19 protein-coding genes are annotated in these 17,253 nt (G+C 69.8%); 15 read left to right on the forward strand and 4 right to left on the reverse strand.

Annotation, left to right across the window (positions count from 1 at the left end):
- Positions 1-89: 89 nt before the first annotated feature.
- From atpB to ACIGXW_RS11235, 9 genes are all read left to right on the forward strand, one after another.
- A complete protein-coding gene (gene atpB / locus ACIGXW_RS11195) occupies positions 90-902 on the forward strand; it encodes a F0F1 ATP synthase subunit A (protein WP_071964964.1) in 813 nt (270 codons plus the stop codon).
- Positions 903-984: 82 nt separating this feature from the next.
- Positions 985-1,227: a F0F1 ATP synthase subunit C gene (locus ACIGXW_RS11200; RefSeq protein WP_071964963.1), complete on the forward strand. Its 243-nt coding sequence runs from the start codon at positions 985-987 to the stop codon at positions 1,225-1,227.
- A 40-nt stretch (positions 1,228-1,267) separates the two neighbouring features.
- On the forward strand, positions 1,268-1,831 hold the full coding sequence (locus ACIGXW_RS11205) for a F0F1 ATP synthase subunit B (RefSeq protein WP_071964962.1): 564 nt from the start codon (positions 1,268-1,270) through the stop codon (positions 1,829-1,831).
- Positions 1,828-2,643 carry a F0F1 ATP synthase subunit delta gene (locus ACIGXW_RS11210; RefSeq protein WP_071964961.1) on the forward strand — a complete coding sequence of 272 codons (816 nt, stop codon included), beginning with the start codon at positions 1,828-1,830 and terminating at the stop codon, positions 2,641-2,643. The genes ACIGXW_RS11205 and ACIGXW_RS11210 overlap by 4 nt, the downstream gene beginning before the upstream one ends.
- Positions 2,644-2,791: 148 nt before the next feature.
- Positions 2,792-4,363 carry a F0F1 ATP synthase subunit alpha gene (gene atpA, locus ACIGXW_RS11215; RefSeq protein ID WP_071964960.1) on the forward strand — a complete coding sequence of 524 codons (1,572 nt, stop codon included), beginning with the start codon at positions 2,792-2,794 and terminating at the stop codon, positions 4,361-4,363.
- Positions 4,364-4,365: 2 nt separating this feature from the next.
- Positions 4,366-5,286 carry a F0F1 ATP synthase subunit gamma gene (locus tag ACIGXW_RS11220; RefSeq protein ID WP_399572132.1) on the forward strand — a complete coding sequence of 307 codons (921 nt, stop codon included), beginning with the start codon at positions 4,366-4,368 and terminating at the stop codon, positions 5,284-5,286.
- Positions 5,287-6,729: a F0F1 ATP synthase subunit beta gene (gene atpD, locus ACIGXW_RS11225; protein WP_399572135.1), complete on the forward strand. Its 1,443-nt coding sequence runs from the start codon at positions 5,287-5,289 to the stop codon at positions 6,727-6,729. It abuts the gene before it with no gap.
- Between the two features lie 129 nt (positions 6,730-6,858).
- Entirely contained in the window at positions 6,859-7,236 is a 378-nt protein-coding gene (locus tag ACIGXW_RS11230; RefSeq protein WP_360907030.1) for a F0F1 ATP synthase subunit epsilon, read from the forward strand.
- Positions 7,237-7,358: 122 nt separating this feature from the next.
- Positions 7,359-7,826, forward strand: coding sequence for a DUF2550 domain-containing protein (locus ACIGXW_RS11235; protein WP_399572138.1), 468 nt, complete (start codon positions 7,359-7,361; stop codon positions 7,824-7,826).
- A gap of 51 nt (positions 7,827-7,877) precedes the next feature.
- On the opposite strand, the gene ACIGXW_RS11240 is transcribed toward ACIGXW_RS11235, so the two are convergent.
- On the reverse strand, positions 7,878-8,456 hold the full coding sequence (locus tag ACIGXW_RS11240; RefSeq protein ID WP_399572141.1) for a hypothetical protein: 579 nt from the start codon (positions 8,454-8,456) through the stop codon (positions 7,878-7,880).
- A gap of 158 nt (positions 8,457-8,614) precedes the next feature.
- Between ACIGXW_RS11240 and ACIGXW_RS11245 the strand changes: the two genes are divergently transcribed.
- The 3 genes from ACIGXW_RS11245 to ACIGXW_RS11255 all read left to right on the forward strand — a co-directional run bounded on the left by ACIGXW_RS11245 (position 8,615) and on the right by ACIGXW_RS11255 (position 12,621).
- Positions 8,615-9,817: a sensor histidine kinase gene (locus ACIGXW_RS11245; RefSeq protein WP_399572144.1), complete on the forward strand. Its 1,203-nt coding sequence runs from the start codon at positions 8,615-8,617 to the stop codon at positions 9,815-9,817.
- Positions 9,814-10,476 carry a response regulator gene (locus ACIGXW_RS11250; RefSeq protein WP_399572147.1) on the forward strand — a complete coding sequence of 221 codons (663 nt, stop codon included), beginning with the start codon at positions 9,814-9,816 and terminating at the stop codon, positions 10,474-10,476. Before ACIGXW_RS11245 ends, ACIGXW_RS11250 begins: the two co-directional genes overlap by 4 nt.
- A 129-nt stretch (positions 10,477-10,605) precedes the next feature.
- Positions 10,606-12,621 carry a glycosyl hydrolase family 18 protein gene (locus ACIGXW_RS11255; protein ID WP_399572520.1) on the forward strand — a complete coding sequence of 672 codons (2,016 nt, stop codon included), beginning with the start codon at positions 10,606-10,608 and terminating at the stop codon, positions 12,619-12,621.
- 111 nt (positions 12,622-12,732) lie between these two features.
- Here ACIGXW_RS11255 and ACIGXW_RS11260 read toward each other — a convergent pair whose 3' ends face one another.
- The 3 genes from ACIGXW_RS11260 to ACIGXW_RS11270 are packed head-to-tail and all read right to left on the reverse strand — an operon-like array spanning position 12,733 to position 14,883.
- Positions 12,733-13,305: a cob(I)yrinic acid a,c-diamide adenosyltransferase gene (locus tag ACIGXW_RS11260; RefSeq protein WP_360908803.1), complete on the reverse strand. Its 573-nt coding sequence runs from the start codon at positions 13,303-13,305 to the stop codon at positions 12,733-12,735.
- Positions 13,306-13,318: 13 nt separating this feature from the next.
- Positions 13,319-14,074 carry an ABC transporter permease gene (locus ACIGXW_RS11265; protein ID WP_399572149.1) on the reverse strand — a complete coding sequence of 252 codons (756 nt, stop codon included), beginning with the start codon at positions 14,072-14,074 and terminating at the stop codon, positions 13,319-13,321.
- A gap of 11 nt (positions 14,075-14,085) precedes the next feature.
- Positions 14,086-14,883: an ABC transporter ATP-binding protein gene (locus ACIGXW_RS11270; RefSeq protein WP_399572151.1), complete on the reverse strand. Its 798-nt coding sequence runs from the start codon at positions 14,881-14,883 to the stop codon at positions 14,086-14,088.
- A gap of 80 nt (positions 14,884-14,963) precedes the next feature.
- Between ACIGXW_RS11270 and ACIGXW_RS11275 the strand changes: the two genes are divergently transcribed.
- From ACIGXW_RS11275 to ACIGXW_RS11285, 3 genes are all read left to right on the forward strand, one after another.
- Positions 14,964-15,605 carry a TetR/AcrR family transcriptional regulator gene (locus ACIGXW_RS11275; protein WP_399572154.1) on the forward strand — a complete coding sequence of 214 codons (642 nt, stop codon included), beginning with the start codon at positions 14,964-14,966 and terminating at the stop codon, positions 15,603-15,605.
- Positions 15,606-15,787: 182 nt separating this feature from the next.
- Entirely contained in the window at positions 15,788-16,636 is an 849-nt protein-coding gene (locus ACIGXW_RS11280; RefSeq protein WP_360908795.1) for a 3-hydroxyacyl-CoA dehydrogenase family protein, read from the forward strand.
- Between the two features lie 137 nt (positions 16,637-16,773).
- Positions 16,774-17,127 (forward strand): STAS domain-containing protein, encoded by a 354-nt coding sequence (locus ACIGXW_RS11285; protein ID WP_071965166.1) that lies wholly within the window; start codon positions 16,774-16,776, stop codon positions 17,125-17,127.
- The last annotated feature ends 126 nt before the right edge of the window (positions 17,128-17,253 follow it).

Here is a 17,253-nt window from a genome sequence, read left to right on the forward strand (position 1 = left end):
TAAGTCCAGTCCAGTGCCGTTCCGTGGCCGTGCGCCGCGCCGACACAACGAGGTTGCCGTACCTATGCGCCACGCTGAAGGAGCTCGCGGTGAGTGCTGACCAGACACTGCTCGCCTTCGAGACCGATTGCCACATCTTCGATGGGTGCGGCTTCCCGGCCCCAGGGCTCCACTCGTTCGTCTTCGAACCGCTCTTCACGATCGGCGGCTTCGAGTTCAACAAGCCGATGCTGCTGGCCCTGCTGGGCTCGCTCGTCATCGTGGGGTTCTTCTGGGCGGCGTTCGGCAAGGCCAAGGTGGTCCCGGGCAAGCTGCAGATGATCGGTGAGGCGGGCTACGACTTCGTCCGCCGCGGTCTCGTCTACGAGGCGCTCGGCAAGAAGGAGGGCGAGAAGTACGTCCCCTTCATGGTCTCGCTGTTCTTCTTCATCTGGATCATGAACGTCTGGTCGATCATCCCGGTCGCCCAGTTCCCGGTGACGTCGATCATCGCCTACCCGGCCGGTCTCGCCCTGGTCGTCTACGTGCTGTGGGTCGGTCTGACCTTCAAGAAGCACGGCTTCGTCGGTGCCTGGAAGAACATCACCGGCTACGACAAGTCGCTCGGCTGGATCCTGCCGCTGGTCGTCGCGCTCGAGTTCCTCTCGAACCTGATCATCCGGCCCTTCACCCACGCGGTGCGACTGTTCGCCAACATGTTCGCCGGTCACATGCTGCTCGTGATGTTCTCCGTCGCCAGCTGGTACCTGCTGAACGGGATCGGCATCGCCTACGCGAGCGCCTCGTTCGTGATGACGATCATCATGACCGCCTTCGAGCTCTTCATCCAGGCCGTCCAGGCGTACGTCTTCGTCCTCCTGGCCTGCAACTACGTCCAGGGCGCGCTCTCCGAGCACCACTGAGTCAGCCCGTCTCCGCCCCCCAGTCCAACAGACGTCCGGTGGCCAACCCCCACCGGTCCGTGAAAGAGAAGGAAGAACCGGCATGTCCGCTCTCCAGACCCTTGCCGCCACCGACACCGTCAGCGGCAACGTTGCTGCGATCGGCTACGGCCTCGCCGCGATCGGCCCCGGCGTCGGCGTCGGCATCATCTTCGGTAACGGCACCCAGGCCCTGGCCCGCCAGCCCGAGGCCGCGGGCCTGATCCGCGCCAACCAGATCATGGGTTTCGCCTTCTGTGAGGCGCTCGCCCTGATCGGCATCGTCATGGGCTTCGTTTACAAGTAAACCGACCCATCGACCAACCTTTTCGACGAAAGGCACTGATGTGACCGCCCTGACGCACCTGGCGTCCGAGGAGATGGAAAACCCTCTCCTCCCGCCGATGCCAGAGCTCGTCATCGGCCTTATCGCCTTCCTCATCGTCTTCCTGTTCCTCGGCAAGAAGCTCCTCCCGAACATCAACAAGGTTCTGGACGAGCGCCGGGCGGCCATCGAGGGCGGCATGGAGAAGGCCGAGGCCGCCCAGGCCGAGGCTCAGCAGGTTCTCGAGGACTACCGGGCCCAGCTCGCCGACGCCCGCCACGAGGCTGCGCGTCTGCGCCAGGAGGCGCAGGAGCAGGGCGTCGCGCTGATCGCCGAGATGCGGTCCGAGGGCCAGCGGCAGCGTGAGGAGATCATCGCTGCCGGTCACGCCCAGATCGAGGCCGACCGCAAGGCCGCCGCGGCCACGCTGCGCCAGGACGTCGGCCAGCTGGCCATCGACCTGGCCGGCCGGATCGTCGGCGAGTCCCTCACGGACTCCGCCCGCCAGAGCCGGACCATCGACCGCTTCCTCGACGCCCTCGAGGACAAGTCGGTCGACGTGAAGAAGGCCGAGGCGAGCCGATGAGTCTTGCGAGCCGGGAGGCCCTGGCCTCCGCACGCGAGAGCCTCGACGCGCTGGCGGACAACACGTCCGTGGACGCGGCGAAGCTCGCCGAGGATCTCACCGCCGTTACCGCGCTGCTCGACCGCGAGGTCTCGCTGCGTCGGGTCCTCACCGACCCGGCGCAGTCCGGCGAGGCCAAGGCCGAGCTGGTCGGCCGGCTGCTGGCCGGTCAGGTCGGCGGCGAGTGCGCCGACCTGGTGGCGGGCATGGTCCGCTCCCGCTGGTCGCGCTCGCGCGACCTGGTCGACGCGGTCGAGGAGCTGGCCAGTGGCGCCGACCTCGTCGCGGCCGAGCGCGCCGGCGACCTGGACGACGTCGAGGACGAGCTGTTCCGCTTCGGCCGGATCGTCGCCTCGAACCCGGAGCTGCGCGCCGCGCTGACGGACAAGGTCGCCGACCGGTCCGCCAAGGCGACGCTCCTCCGCGAGCTGCTGGGCGGCCGGGCCAACCCCGTCACCGAGCGCCTCGTCGTCCGACTGGTGACCGCGCCGCGTGGCCGTAGCCTGGAAGGTGGGCTCACCGCCCTCTCCAAGCTGGCCGCCGAGCGCCGGGACCGCATGGTCGCGGAGGTCGTCTCCGCGGTGCCGCTGAACGAGCAGCAGAAGCAGCGCCTCGGCGATGCGCTCGCCAAGCTGTACGGACGGCGTGTCCACCTCAACCTGGACGTCGACCCCGAGGTCCTCGGCGGCATCCAGGTGCGGATCGGCGACGAGATCGTCAGTGGGACCATCGCGGACCGTCTCGCCGAGGCGGGCCGCCGGATGGCCGGCTGACCAGCCACCAACTCAAGAGCATGTACTGACGGCCCGAGTTGGGTCGACGGTGTCACTCTGGGGGCCCAGAGCAGCACGGCTGCTGTGGGAGCAAGTCCCCAGACCCCCAGAATTACTTCGGGCCCAACAAGGAGAGCAGGGAACCCAGATGGCGGAGCTCACGATCCGGCCGGAGGAGATCCGGGACGCACTGGAGAACTTTGTCCAGGCGTACAAGCCGGACGCGGCCTCGCGCGAGGAGGTCGGTACGGTCAGCGTTGCCGGCGACGGCATCGCGAAGGTCGAGGGTCTGCCCTCGGCCATGGCGAACGAGCTGCTGCGGTTCGAGGACGGAACCCTCGGTCTCGCCCTCAACCTCGAGGAGCGCGAGATCGGTGCGGTCGTCCTCGGCGAGTTCAGCGGCATCGAGGAGGGCCAGCCGGTGCAGCGCACCGGTGAGGTGCTCTCCGTCGCGGTCGGCGAGGGCTACCTCGGCCGCGTCGTCGACCCGCTGGGCAACCCGATCGACGGCCTCGGCGAGATCGCGACCGAGGGCCGCCGCGCCCTCGAACTGCAGGCCCCCGGCGTCATGGTCCGCAAGTCGGTCCACGAGCCGATGGAGACCGGCTACAAGGCCGTCGACGCGATGACCCCGGTCGGCCGTGGCCAGCGTCAGCTGATCATCGGTGACCGCCAGACCGGTAAGACCGCGCTGGCCGTCGACACGATCATCAACCAGCGCGACAACTGGCGCTCGGGCGACCCGAAGAAGCAGGTCCGCTGCATCTACGTCGCCATCGGCCAGAAGGGCTCCACCATCGCGTCCGTGCGCGGCGCGCTGGAGGAGGCCGGCGCCCTGGAGTACACGACCATCGTCGCGGCTCCGGCGTCCGACCCGGCCGGCTTCAAGTACCTCGCGCCGTACACCGGCTCGGCCATCGGCCAGCACTGGATGTACCAGGGCAAGCACGTCCTGATCGTCTTCGACGACCTGTCGAAGCAGGCCGACGCCTACCGCGCCGTCTCCCTGCTGCTCCGCCGCCCGCCGGGCCGCGAGGCCTACCCGGGTGACGTCTTCTACCTGCACTCCCGTCTGCTGGAGCGCTGCGCCAAGCTCTCCGACGAGATGGGCGCGGGTTCGATGACCGGTCTGCCGATCGTCGAGACCAAGGCGAACGACGTGTCGGCGTTCATCCCGACCAACGTCATCTCCATCACCGACGGCCAGTGCTTCCTGGAGTCGGACCTCTTCAACGCCGGTCAGCGCCCCGCGCTGAACGTCGGTATCTCGGTCTCCCGTGTCGGTGGCTCCGCCCAGCACAAGGCCATGAAGCAGGTTTCCGGCCGCCTCCGCGTGGACCTCGCCCAGTACCGCGAGCTGGAGGCGTTCGCCGCCTTCGGTTCCGACCTGGACGCGGCCTCCAAGGCCTCGCTGGAGCGCGGTAAGCGCATGGTCGAGCTGCTGAAGCAGTCGCAGTACGCGCCGTACGCCACCGAGGACCAGGTCGTCTCCATCTGGGCCGGCACCACCGGCAAGATGGACGACGTCCCGGTCGAGGACATCCGCCGCTTCGAGCGCGAGCTGCTGGACTACCTGCACCGCGAGCACAAGGGCCTGATGGACAGCATCCGCGAGGGCGGCAAGATGTCCGACGACACGCTGCAGTCCGTGGCCGACGCGATCACGTCCTTCAAGCAGCAGTTCGAGACCTCGGACGGCAAGCTGCTGGGCGAGGGCTGAGCATGGGTTCCCAGCTCCGGGTCTACAAGAGGCGGATCAAGTCCGTCACTGCGACCAAGAAGATCACCAAGGCGATGGAGATGATCTCCGCCTCGCGCATCGTCAAGGCACAGCGCAAGGTGGCCGCGTCCACTCCGTACGCCAGTGAGCTCACCCGGGCAGTGACCGCGGTTGCCACCGGCTCCAACACCAAGCACGCCCTGACCACCGAGGTCGAGAACCCCGTCCGGGCCGCGGTCCTGCTCGTCACGAGCGACCGCGGTCTGGCCGGCGGCTACTCCTCCAACGCGATCAAGGCCGCCGACCAGCTCACCAACCGCCTCAAGGCGGAGGGCAAGGACGTCGTCACGTACATCGTCGGCCGCAAGGGCGTCGCGTACTACGGCTTCCGTGAGCGCCCGGTCGTCGACTCGTGGACGGGCTTCACCGACAGCCCGACCTACGCCGACGCCAAGAAGGTCGCCGGCCCGCTGATCGAGGCCGTCGTCAAGGACACGGCCGAGGGCGGCGTGGACGAGCTGCACATCGTCTTCACGGAGTTCGTGTCGATGATGACGCAGACGCCGGTGGAGAAGCGGTTGCTGCCGCTGAGCCTCGAAGCGACGGCCGAGGAGTCGGAGGCGGTCAAGGACAAGATCCTGCCGCTGTTCGACTTCGAGCCGTCCGACGAGGGTGTGCTCGACGCACTGCTGCCGCGGTATGTCGAGTCCCGGATCTACAACGCCCTGCTGCAGGCCGCCGCTTCCGAGCACGCGGCCCGCCGCCGGGCGATGAAGTCGGCGACCGACAACGCCGAAGATCTCATCAAGTCGTTCACGCGGCTTGCCAACGCGGCCCGACAGGCCGACATCACCCAGGAAATCAGCGAGATCGTCGGTGGCGCGAGCGCCCTGGCCGACGCGACCGCGGGGAGTGACCGATAAATGACCACCACTGTTGAGACGGCCGCCGCGACGGGCCGCGTCGCCCGGGTCATCGGCCCGGTCGTCGACGTGGAGTTCCCCGTCGACGCGATGCCGGAGATCTACAACGCCCTGACCGTCGAGGTCTCCGACCCGGCCGAGGCCGGCAAGAAGAAGACCCTGACGCTCGAGGTCGCGCAGCACCTGGGCGAGGGCCTGGTGCGCTCCATCGCCATGGAGCCCACCGACGGTCTGATCCGTCAGGCCCCGGTGACCGACACCGGCGACGGCATCACCGTGCCCGTCGGCGACGTCACCAAGGGCCGGGTGTTCAACACCCTCGGCAAGATCCTGAACGACCCCGAGGCTGAGTCCGAGGTCACCGAGCGCTGGTCCATCCACCGCAAGGCCCCGGCGTTCGACCAGCTCGAGTCGAAGACCGAGATGTTCGAGACGGGTCTGAAGGTCGTCGACCTCCTCACCCCGTACGTCAAGGGCGGCAAGATCGGTCTGTTCGGTGGTGCCGGTGTCGGCAAGACCGTTCTGATCCAGGAAATGATCATGCGTGTGGCGAAGCTGCACGAGGGCGTTTCCGTCTTCGCCGGCGTCGGTGAGCGCACCCGTGAGGGCAACGACCTCATCCACGAGATGGCGGACTCCGGCGTTCTGGACAAGACCGCGCTGGTCTTCGGCCAGATGGACGAGCCCCCGGGCACCCGTCTGCGCGTGGCCCTGGCCGGTCTGACCATGGCGGAGTACTTCCGCGATGTGCAGAAGCAGGACGTGCTGTTCTTCATCGACAACATCTTCCGCTTCACCCAGGCCGGTTCCGAGGTCTCGACCCTGCTCGGCCGCATGCCGTCCGCGGTGGGTTACCAGCCGAACCTCGCCGACGAGATGGGCCTCCTGCAGGAGCGCATCACCTCGACCCGTGGTCACTCGATCACCTCGATGCAGGCGATCTACGTCCCCGCGGACGACCTGACCGACCCGGCCCCGGCGACGACCTTCGCGCACCTCGACGCGACGACCGTTCTGTCGCGTCCGATCTCGGAGAAGGGCATCTACCCGGCGGTCGACCCGCTGGACTCGACGTCCCGCATCCTGGACCCGCGCTACATCGCGCAGGACCACTACGACGCCGCCATGCGCGTCAAGGGAATCCTGCAGAAGTACAAGGACCTCCAGGACATCATCGCGATCCTCGGCATCGACGAGCTCGGCGAAGAGGACAAGCTGGTCGTCCACCGCGCCCGCCGTATCGAGCGCTTCCTGTCGCAGAACACCCACGCGGCGAAGCAGTTCACCGGTGTCGACGGCTCCGACGTGCCGCTGGACGAGTCCATCGCCGCGTTCAACGCCATCGCCGACGGTGAGTTCGACCACTTCCCGGAGCAGGCCTTCTTCATGTGTGGTGGTCTCGAGGACCTCAAGAAGAACGCCAAGGAGCTGGGCGTCTCCTGATCCGAGGGCCCGCAAGGGCCCCGCGATCGTCCGTCCGGGGGCGGGGCACTCCCGCCCCCGGACGTCACGTCCCCTATTCTTTGACCCAACACCCGCCGCGCCCGGCGGGTGGAGACCCGAGGAGCCACGTTGGCTGCTGAGCTGCACGTCGAGCTGGTCGCGGCGGACCGAAGCGTCTGGTCCGGCGAGGCCACCATGGTCATCGCGCGTACCACATCGGGTGACATCGGCGTCATGCCCGGGCACCAGCCGCTGCTCGGTGTGCTGCAGTCCGGCCCGGTGACCATCAAGACCACCGACGGTTCCACCGTCGTCGCGGCGGTGCACGGGGGATTCATCTCGTTCGCCGACGACAAGCTCTCGCTGCTCGCCGAGATCGCGGAGCTTGCCGACGAGATCGACGTCGAGCGTGCCGAGCGGGCGCTCGAGCGTGCGAAGGCGGAGGCCGACGCGGCCGCCGAGCGTCGCGCGGATGTCCGGCTGAAGGCGGTCACGGGCGTTCGCTAGCCCGACCCGCTTCGAGTACGTCCCTCAGCCGCGGACCGGCCTGGAACAATTCCAGGGCGGTCCGCGGCTGAGGCAATAACGCAGGTGCGATTGCTCTAGATGATGCGAGGAGGTCGGTGGAGATGGTCGTCCTCGCTCTGCTCGTGAGCGGCATCGTCGTGCTGCTGGTGCTTTTGGGGCTCTTCGTCTTCGGGCTGCGCAGGCGGCTCATCCAGCGGTCCGGCGGCACCTTCGACTGCAGCCTGCGCTGGAACGTCCCCGAGGCCCAGGAGCCGGACACCGCCCCCGAGCCGGCCGGCAAGGGCTGGGTGTACGGCGTCGCCCGCTACAACGGTGACCGGATCGAGTGGTTCCGGGTCTTCTCGTACGCGTACCGGCCGCGCCGCACCCTGGAGCGGGACTCCATCGAGGTGCTGCGCCGCCGGACGCCACAGGGCGAGGAGGAGCTGGCGCTGCTCTCGGACGCCATCGTCCTGGTCTGCGTGCACCGCGGCACGCACCTGGAGCTGGCGATGAGCGAGGACGCCCTGACCGGCTTCCTGGCCTGGCTCGAGGCGGCCCCGCCCGGGCAGAGAGTCAATGTCGCCTGAATAGGGGTGCTCTCTGAATGGGGGTCCCCCCGGACGAAGTCTGGGGGAGGGTCAACGTCGCTTGACGAGGTCCGGGCGCTCGGACTTCGAGGTCTCCACGGCCTTCCGCTCCTTGGGCCAGATCGTGTAGCTCAGCGCGATGATCACGTTGATGCCGATCACCCACAGCATCTTCGACTGCCAGGTCCGCAGCGAGCTGATGTCGCCCGAACCCACGTACCAGATGGCCGCCTGCAGCAGGCCCATCGCCACCACGGCCGCGAGGATCCACTTCCCGGCGGTCTTCCACTCGTGCACCGTGCGCGCCATGCCGTACTTGGGCGGCTTCACCGGCGGCGGGCCCCCGGCGAAGCGGTGGGCGAAGCGCTGGTCCACCCACCTGATGGTGGAGTGGCCGAGCCCCACCGAGAAACCGATGTAGACGGCGGCCAGGCCGTGCTTCCAGTCCGCCTGGGCGCCGTTCTTCAGGTCCACCGCCGTGGCGATCAGCAGGACCAGCTCCAGGACGGGCTCCAGCAGCAGCACCGCGGCCCCCGTGCGGGGCATGCGGGCCAGGTAGCGCAGGCTCAGGCCCCCGGCCAGCAGCACCCAGAAGCCCACCTCGCAGATGACGATCAGCGTGACGATCACAGCACTCTCCTTTCCTCGTCCCCAGCGTGACCGCCGCCACCAGCGGATTCGTCGTCGCACGTGACGATCTGCGACTGCATCCTTCGATGTACTGACGCCTTCGTGAAGAAGCGAGGCAGCGGACGCCCGCACCCCGCGCGCCGTGCTGAGATGGACCCATGTCCGTCCGCCTCCCGGTAAGTCCGCCCGATCGCGTCGCGCTGTTCATCGCCGCCGCCGGACTGGCCGGCGGGATCCTGCTGTACGCGCTGGGGCTGCGCAGCTCGCCCGTGACGGAACTGCCGGGGCGGTTCGCGCTGGTGGCGCTGGTCGTCATGGCCGGGGCCGAGCTGCTGCGCCGGCGCGCGCCGCTGACGGCCCTGGCCATCGGGACGGGGGCGTTCACGCTGGACGTCTGCGCGGGCAGCCTCGTCGCCAACGTCGGCATGTACACCGACCTCGTCTACGCGGCGGTGCTCTACGGCCCGCCGGCCGCCTACCGCCGGATCCCGCGCGCCACCGAGGCGATCACCGTGCTGGGGACGCTGCTGGCCGTGGCGCTGATCCGCAACCCCACGTCGCTGCTGGTCGGGATCGCGCTGGCGGTCGTCCTGGTGGCGCCGGCGTGGACGGGCGTGGGGGTGCGGGTGCACCGCGACGCGGCCCGGGCGGCGCGGCTGGCCGCCGAGCGGACCGCGCTCCTGGCGGAGCTGGACCGGCGGGAGGCGGTGGTGGCGGAGCGGGCGAGGATGGCCCGGGAGCTGCACGACATGGTCGCCGGACACCTGTCGGCCATCGCCATACACTCCTCGGCCGCCCTGTCGATCGACGAGCCGGAGGCGTCCCGCGAGGCCCTTGGCGTCATCCGGCAGAACAGCGTCCAGGGGCTCGCCGAGATGCGCCGGCTGATCGGTCTGCTGAGGGAGGCGGCCGGTGCGGACGAGCCCGCGCCCACGCCCCGGCTCGACGGCCTCGACGCGCTGCTGGAACGGGCCCGTACCAGCGTGCACGACGACCGCTTCTCGTTCGTCCTGCGCGACGTGCGGGGTGCGGGGAAGCTGCCGGTGCCGGTGGAGCTCGCGGCCTACCGCATCGTCCAGGAGTCGCTGACCAACGTGGTCAAGCACGCGGCGCCCGGCCCGGTGACGGTGGAGCTGACCCGGGACGGGAACGGCGCCGGACCGCTGACCGTACGGGTGGCAAGCCGGCTGGGCGGCGACGCGGGGCCGCGCGCCCCGGGGGCCGGGGCGGGGCTGGTCGGCATGCGTGAGCGCGTCGGGCTGCTGGGCGGGGCGCTGACGGCGGGCCCGGTGGCCGACGGCGGCAAGGTGTGGGAGGTACGGGCCGAACTGCCCGTCGACAGCGAGGAGAAGATCTCATGACGGTCCGCGTCGTCGTCGCGGAGGACCAGGCCGCCGTGCGGTCCGGGCTCGTGCTCATCCTGCGCTCGGCGCCCGACATCGAGGTCGTCGGGGAGGCCGGCGACGGGGAGGAGGCCGTGCGGCTGGCCCGGGAGCTGCGGCCGGACCTGGTGCTGATGGACGTCCAGATGCCGCGCATGGACGGGGTCTCCGCCACCCGGCTGATCACCGCCGAACAGCTCGCCGACGTGCTGGTGCTGACCACCTTCGACCTCGACGAGTACGTCTTCGGGGCGCTGCGGGCCGGGGCCGCGGGCTTTCTGCTCAAGGACAGCGAGGCCGGTGAGCTGGTCGCGGCGGTGCGGACCGTCGCGCGCGGGGAGGGCCTGATCTCCCCGGCGGTCACCCGCCGCCTCATCGCGGAGTTCGCCCGCCCCACGCCCGTACGCTCCCCCAACGGCCCCGACCCGGCCGTGCTGGACGTGCTCACCCGGCGGGAGCGGGAGGTGCTGGCCCGGGTGGGGGAGGGGCTGTCGAACGCGGAGATCGGGGAGCGGCTGGGGATGGCGGAGGCGACGGTGAAGACCCACGTCAGCCGGCTGCTGGGGAAGCTGGAGCTGCGCAGCAGGGTGCAAGCGGCCGTGCTGGCCCAGGAGTTGGGTCTGGTCCAGACCTCTTGACCATTGGTACGGACCTTCTTACGCTCCCCTCACAACGCGCACCCCCCACCCTGTCCGACCTCACCAGGGGAGCACCCCTTGAGCACAGGAAACCTGGGCCGTTACAGACGCAGCAGACACAGCAGACGCATCACCCGTATCACCGCCAGAGCCGTCACGGCCGCCCTGGCGGCCCTGCTGCTCCCGCTCGCCACGCTCGTCGGCCTGGCCTCCCCGGCCCATGCCGCGCCCTCCGCGACGGCGACATTCGTCAAGACCTCCGACTGGGGGACCGGCTTCCAGGGCCAGTGGACGGTCAAGAACACCGGCACCACGGCCCTCGACGGCTGGACCGTGGAGTGGGACTTCCCCGCCGCCACCACGGTCGGCTCCTTCTGGGACGCCCTGGTCACCGGCTCCGGCGGCCACGTCACCGCCAAGAACCGCGAGTACAACGGCGCCCTCGCCCCCGGCGCCAGCGCCACCTTCGGCTTCGTCGCCTCCGGCAACGGCGAGCCCTCCGGCTGCACGCTCAACCGCGGCCCCTGCGACGGCTCGTCCGGCGGCGACAGTGTGCCGGGCGCGCCGGGCGCACCCGTCTCCACCGGCGTGAGCGCGACCAGCGTCTCGCTGAAGTGGACCGCTGCCACGGACGACAAGGGCGTCAAGAACTACGACGTCCTGCGCGGGGGCGAGAAGGTCGCCACCGTCGCCAAGCTGGCCTACACCGATACCGGCCTGAGCCCCGGCACCGAGTACACCTACACGATCGTGGCCCGCGACACCGCCGACCAGACCGGCCCGGCCAGCGCCGCGCTGACCGTACGGACCACCGGCGGGGGCGAGCCCCAGCCGGGCGGCGACTACATCAAGGCCGGCTACTTCGTGCAGTGGGGCATCTACGGCCGTGGCTACACCGTGAAGTCCCTTGACGCCACGGGCGCGGCCGCCAAGCTCACCCACATCAACTACTCCTTCTCCAACATCGACCCGACCAACCTCACCTGCCTCAATGGCGTCACCAAGGCCACCACCCCCAACCCCCAGGACCCCAGCCAGGGGGACGGCGCCGGCGACGCCTGGGCCGACTACGAGAAGGGCTTCGGCGCCGGCGAGTCCGTCGACGGCGTGGGCGACACCTGGGACCAGAAGCTGGCCGGCAACTTCAACCAGCTGAAGAAGCTCAAGGCCAAGTACCCCAGGCTCAAGGTCAACATCTCGATCGGCGGCTGGACGTACAGCAAGTACTTCTCGGACGTGGCGAGGACGGACGCCTCGCGGCAGAAATTCGTGAAGTCCTGCATCGACATGTACATCAAGGGCAACCTGCCGACGACCGGCGGACGCGGTGGCGCCGGCGTCGCGGCCGGCATCTTCGACGGCTTCGACATCGACTGGGAGTGGCCCGGCGCCGAGGGACACGCCGGCAACCACGTCTCCAAGGACGACAAGGCCAACAACACGCTGCTCTTCGCGGAGTTCCGCAAGCAGCTGGACGCGCTGGGCGCGACGACGGGGAAGAAGTACCTGCTGACGGCCTTCACCCCGGCCGACCCCGCGAAGATCGACGCCGGCTGGGACATCACCACCAAGGACGGCACGCCGAGCGTCCTGGATTACATGGACTTCGCCAACGTCCAGGGCTACGACTTCCACGGCTCCGGCAGCGACAACAGCTGGGAGCCGAACCGCACGGGCCACCAGGGCAATCTGTACGCGGACGCCAAGGATCCGTACGAGACGAAGTTCAGCGTGGAGCGGACCGTCCAGACCTATCTCGACGCCGGCGTCGACCCCCGCAAGGTGGTCGTCGGCCTCGCCTTCTACGGCCGCGGCTGGCAGCAGGTCGCCGACGGCGGCGCCCGCGGCGTCTGGCAGAGCGCGGGCGGCGCGGCCCCCGGCCAGTTCCCCGAGGAAGCCGGTACCCGCGGCTACGACAACCTGCTGGCGTCCGTGCCGAACCTGACGGTTCATCACGACGAGACGACGGTCGCGACGTACGGCTACACCGGGGCGGGCGGCCAGTGGTGGACCTTCGACGACGCGTGGTCGATCGGCAAGAAGACCGCTTGGCTGAAGCCGAAGAAGCTGGGCGGCGTCATGATCTGGGAGATGTCAGGTGACAGCGGCACGCTGATGAGGGCCGTGGACGAGGGCTTGCGGTAGCCGTCACCGGCAGAGGTTCGTCCTCGATCGCCGGACGGGCTGGCTGTGCTGTGTCCTCAAACGCCGGACGGGCTGAAATTCAGCCCGTCCGGCGATCGAGGACCGGGAAAGCTACCGGTTCTCGCCCGGCACCCACAGGATGTCGCCGAGCTCCTTGTTCGCCGTGCGCGCCAGGATGAACAGCAGGTCCGACAGGCGGTTGAGGTACGTCGCCGTCAGGTGGTTCATGATGTCGCCGTGGACCTCGAGCGCCGCCCACGTGGAGCGCTCGGCGCGGCGTACCACCGTGCAGGCCTGGTGCAGCAGCGCGGCGCCCGGCGTGCCGCCGGGGAGGATGAAGCTGCGCAGCTTCTCCAGGTCCTCCAGGAACCGGTCGCAGTCCGCCTCCAGCTTGTCGATGTAGGACTGCTCGACGCGCAGCGGCGGGTACTTGGGGTCCTCGACGACGGGCGTGGCGAGGTCGGCTCCCACGTCGAAGAGATCGTTCTGGACCCGTACGAGTACCTTGACGACCTCCGGCGGCAGCTGGCCCAGCGCGATCGCGACCCCGATCGCGGCGTTCGCCTCGTTCGCGTCGGCGTACGCCGCGATGCGGGTGTCGGTCTTCACGGTGCGGCTCATGTCGCCGAGGGCGGTGGTGCCGTCGTCACCGGTGCGGGTGTAGATGCGCGTCAGATTGACCATGGTCCGAGCGTAGTCACGCCCCGGCCCGGCGGAAGTACCGCGTGCCCGCCGCCATCGACGCCGCCATCAGCACGAGGGCCGCCAGGGTGCCGTGCAGCAGGGTGGGGGAGGCGTAGTCGCCGGCGAAGGCGGCCCGTACCGCGTCCACCAGATAGCGCAGCGGCACCAGGTGCGAGAGCGCGTCGAGCCAGCCGGGAGCCAGACTCATCGGCAGCAGCAGCCCGGAGAGCAGCATCACGGGCACGGTGACGGCGTTGACGACGGGGGCGAACGCCTGCGGCACCGGGGCCTTCATGGCCAGCGCGTAGGAGAGGGACGCCAGCGACAGGGCCAGCGCGGCCGTGAAGGCGAGGCCGATGAGGAGGCCGGGCAGCGGGGCCCGCAGGCCCATGGCCAGGGCCACCGCGACCAGCAGCACGGACTGGAAGAGCAGCAGGGTGGCGTCCTTCAGGACCCGCCCCAGCAGCAGGGCCGCCCGGCTCACCGGCGTCACCCGCATCCGTTCGAGAACCCCCTGCTGCTTCTCGACGATGAGTCCGAGCCCGGCGAACGTGGAGCCGAAGAGGGCCAGTTGGAGCAGCAGGCCGGGCACCAGGACCTGCCAGGAGCTGCCGGGGCCGCCGAGCGGCACGTCGGTCAGCAGCGGCCCGTAGAGCACGAGGTAGAGCGCGGGCATGAGCGCGCCGAAGAGCATGGCGGCCTTGGAGCGCAGGGTCTGGCGCGCGTAGCGGCCGTAGACGACGGCGATGTCGGAAAGGAGAAGGCGCATGGGATCGGCTCCTAGACGGCGAGGGGGGCGGCGTCCCGGGGCGCGGCGCCGCGCCCGGTGATCGCGAGGAAGGCGTCCTGCAGCGTGGCCGTGGGCGAGCCGGCGTACCGGGCCTTGAGCTCGGCCGGGGTGCCCTCGGCGGCGACGGCGCCCTTGTCGACGACGACCAGCCGGTCGGCGAGCGCGTCGGCCTCATCCAGGTAGTGCGTGGTGAGGAAGACGGTCGTGCCCCACTCGGAGCGGATGCGGCGGACGAGGTCCCAGAGGTCGGCGCGGCTGCCGGGGTCGAGCCCGGTGGTCGGCTCGTCGAGGAAGAGGATCTCCGGCCGGTGGGTGAGGGCCATGGCGATGTCGAGCCGCCGCCGCTGTCCTCCGGACAGCGCGCCGCAGGGCCGCTCCAGCAGCCCCTCCAGGCCCAGTTCGGCCGCCAGCTCCTCCGCGCGGTCCTGCGCGTCCGACGTGCGCAGCCGGTAGAAGCGGCCCTGGGTGACCAGTTCCTCGCGTATGGACACGCCGGGGTCCACGCCGCCGGACTGGGCGACGTAGCCGGTCCGGCGGCGTACCCCGGCGGGGTCGCGGACGAGGTCGTGCCCGGCGACGGTCGCGGTGCCGCCGGTGGGCGCGAGCAGGGTGGTGAGCATGCGCAGCGTGGTGGTCTTGCCCGCGCCGTTGGGGCCGAGGAAGCCGAGGATCTCCCCGCGCCGGACGGCGAGGTCGATGCCGCGTACGGCGTCGACGGGGCCGCGCGGGGTGGTGAAGGTCCGGGCGAGCCCGGTGGTGCGGATGCTGAGGGTTTCCGGTGCGTCCATGACCGCAAGAAAAGCAGAGGCTCTTAAAGTTTGCAATGACTCCAAGTTTTCATCGGGTGCAGCGAAGCTACGATGGGGGCATGACCGAAGGGCTCAGGGAGCGGAAGAAGCGGCAGACCAGGCAGCACATCTCGGATGTCGCCACCGGTCTGTTCCTGGAGCGCGGCTTCGACGCCGTGACGATCGCGGAGATCGCGGCGGCCGCGGACGTTTCCGTCAACACCGTCTACAACTATTTCCCCGCCAAGGAGGACCTCTTCCTCGACCGCGAGGACGACGTGGTCCAGTGGCTGGCCACGGTCGTCCGTAGCCGCCCCGCCGGGGAATCGGCGGCCGAGGCCGTGCTGCGTGCCCTGCGCGCCGAAGTGGTGGCGCTCTCCCCGCGGCTCGGGCTCATCGACGGCTACGACCGCTTCATGCGGGTCATCGGCCGGTCGCAGGCGCTGCGCTCACGGCTGTTCGACATGCGCCACCGGGCCGTCGGGGCGGTGGTCGACGTGCTCGCCGAGGAGGCCGGCGCGGAGGCGGACGGCCCGCTGCCCGCCCTGGTGGCCAGTCAGCTGGGCTGGATCCACGGTCACGTCGTGGAGTTCATCCAGCACGAACTGATGGCCGGGCGCACGGCGGCCGAGGCCTCCCGTGCGGCGCTCGGCGTGCTGGACGAGATCGAGACCCTGCTCGGCGACCGGCTCCTCGGCTACGCCCGCCGACCCGCCGTGTGATCGATGGGGCCCAAGTGGCCCCTCTGCACCGTGAGGTCGCGGCTCCGGCCGTCTCAGTGTGATGTCCGTCATTCGGGACGTGACGCGCATCTCTTACTGCCCAACCGCGCGCCGACGAGCGCTAATCTCCGGGCGGAGAACGTAAATGAACAGATACATGCACAGGGAGTAAGGGGACAGCCGTGGCCAAGAAGCTCGCCGTCATCGGTGCCGGACTGATGGGATCGGGGATCGCGCAGGTCTCCGCCCAGGCCGGGTGGGACGTCGTGCTCCGGGACGTCACCGACGCCGCGCTCACGCGCGGGACGGACGGCATCAAGGCCTCGTACGAGAAGTTCGTCTCCAAGGGGAAGCTGGAGGCCGCGGCCGCCGAGCAGGCGCTGGCCCGGATCACCACGACCACCGACCTCGACGCGACCGCCGACGCCGACATCGTCGTCGAGGCCGTCTTCGAGGACATCGACACCAAGCGGGACATCTTCCGCACCCTGGACGGCCTGGTGAAGGACGAGACGGTGCTGGCCTCCAACACCTCCGCCATCCCCATCACCAAGATCGCGGCCGCCACGTCGCGCCCCGAGCGGGTCGTCGGCGCGCACTTCTTCTCCCCGGTGCCGATGATGCAGCTGTGCGAGCTGGTGCGCGGCTACAAGACCAGCGACGAAACCCTTGCCAAGGCCCGTGAGTTCGCCGAGGGCGTCGGCAAGACCTGCATCGTCGTCAACCGCGACGTCGCGGGCTTCGTCACCACCCGCCTGATCTCGGCGCTCGTCGTCGAGGCCGCCAAGCTGTACGAGTCGGGCGTGGCCAGCGCCGAGGACATCGACATCGCCTGCAAGCTGGGCTTCGGCCACGCCATGGGGCCGCTGGCGACCGCGGACCTGACGGGCATCGACATCCTGATGCACGCCACCGGCAACATCTACACCGAGTGCCAGGACGAGAAGTTCGCCCCGCCGGAGATCATGCGCCGCATGGTCGACGCGGGCGACCTCGGCCGCAAGAGCGGCCAGGGCTTCTACCAGCACTGAGGCCGAACCGTCCACTGGGCTTCACCCCGTGGGGTGAATTCGGTATCGGTTCGCTTACAGGCGGCAACTTTGTCGTGTGAGAGGCAGTCAGTTCTTTAGAGCCACAACCACATCACGCACCACTCCCGGGAGCGCATATGCACATCAGGGGCGACCACGCCGAACTGGTCGTCGGGGGGCGCCTCGACGTCCGCAACGCGGCGGACGCCCGTACGGTCCTGCACTCCGCCCTCGACGCCGGAAGAGGCGACCTCGTCCTCGACCTGACCGAGCTGGACTCCTGGGACGCCACGGGCCTGGGCGTCATCATGGGCGCCCACCGCCGCGCCGGGCGCACCGGCCGGCGGCTGGTCCTGCGCGGAGTGCCCGACCGGATGCAGCGCCTGTTGGTGGCCACCCGGCTGCACCGCATCCTCGCGATCGAGGGGGGCGAGGGCGTCGAGGCGAACCGCGTCGACGCCGCCCCCCAGCAGCCCCTGCCGAGAGTCTGAGCACCCGTCGGGCACGCCCGCGGCCCCCGTACGGGACGAGGGGCGCCGGACGGGAGTGATGAGCCCCCTGCGGTGCGAGTACCCCGATCCTCACGAGACTGTGACGTCCCGCTGCGACGTGGCACC

Source organism: Streptomyces sp. NPDC053079 (genome assembly GCF_044546695.1).
GTDB lineage: Bacteria > Actinomycetota > Actinomycetes > Streptomycetales > Streptomycetaceae > Streptomyces.

Bases quoted from the DNA above. Each gene is read 5' to 3' on its own strand.
- ACIGXW_RS11250 (WP_399572147.1), top strand. From the start codon at position 9,814: ATGACGGTCCGCGTCGTCGTCGCGGAGGACCAGGCCGCCGTGCGGTCC.
- ACIGXW_RS11210 (WP_071964961.1), top strand. From the start codon at position 1,828: ATGAGTCTTGCGAGCCGGGAGGCCCTGGCCTCCGCACGCGAGAGCCTC.
- ACIGXW_RS11245 (WP_399572144.1), top strand. From the start codon at position 8,615: ATGTCCGTCCGCCTCCCGGTAAGTCCGCCCGATCGCGTCGCGCTGTTC.
- ACIGXW_RS11275 (WP_399572154.1), top strand. From the start codon at position 14,964: ATGACCGAAGGGCTCAGGGAGCGGAAGAAGCGGCAGACCAGGCAGCAC.
- atpA (WP_071964960.1), top strand. From the start codon at position 2,792: ATGGCGGAGCTCACGATCCGGCCGGAGGAGATCCGGGACGCACTGGAG.
- ACIGXW_RS11265 (WP_399572149.1), bottom strand. From the start codon at position 14,074: ATGCGCCTTCTCCTTTCCGACATCGCCGTCGTCTACGGCCGCTACGCG.
- ACIGXW_RS11260 (WP_360908803.1), bottom strand. From the start codon at position 13,305: ATGGTCAATCTGACGCGCATCTACACCCGCACCGGTGACGACGGCACC.
- ACIGXW_RS11220 (WP_399572132.1), top strand. From the start codon at position 4,366: ATGGGTTCCCAGCTCCGGGTCTACAAGAGGCGGATCAAGTCCGTCACT.
- ACIGXW_RS11235 (WP_399572138.1), top strand. From the start codon at position 7,359: ATGGTCGTCCTCGCTCTGCTCGTGAGCGGCATCGTCGTGCTGCTGGTG.
- ACIGXW_RS11285 (WP_071965166.1), top strand. From the start codon at position 16,774: ATGCACATCAGGGGCGACCACGCCGAACTGGTCGTCGGGGGGCGCCTC.
- ACIGXW_RS11200 (WP_071964963.1), top strand. From the start codon at position 985: ATGTCCGCTCTCCAGACCCTTGCCGCCACCGACACCGTCAGCGGCAAC.
- atpD (WP_399572135.1), top strand. From the start codon at position 5,287: ATGACCACCACTGTTGAGACGGCCGCCGCGACGGGCCGCGTCGCCCGG.
- ACIGXW_RS11270 (WP_399572151.1), bottom strand. From the start codon at position 14,883: ATGGACGCACCGGAAACCCTCAGCATCCGCACCACCGGGCTCGCCCGG.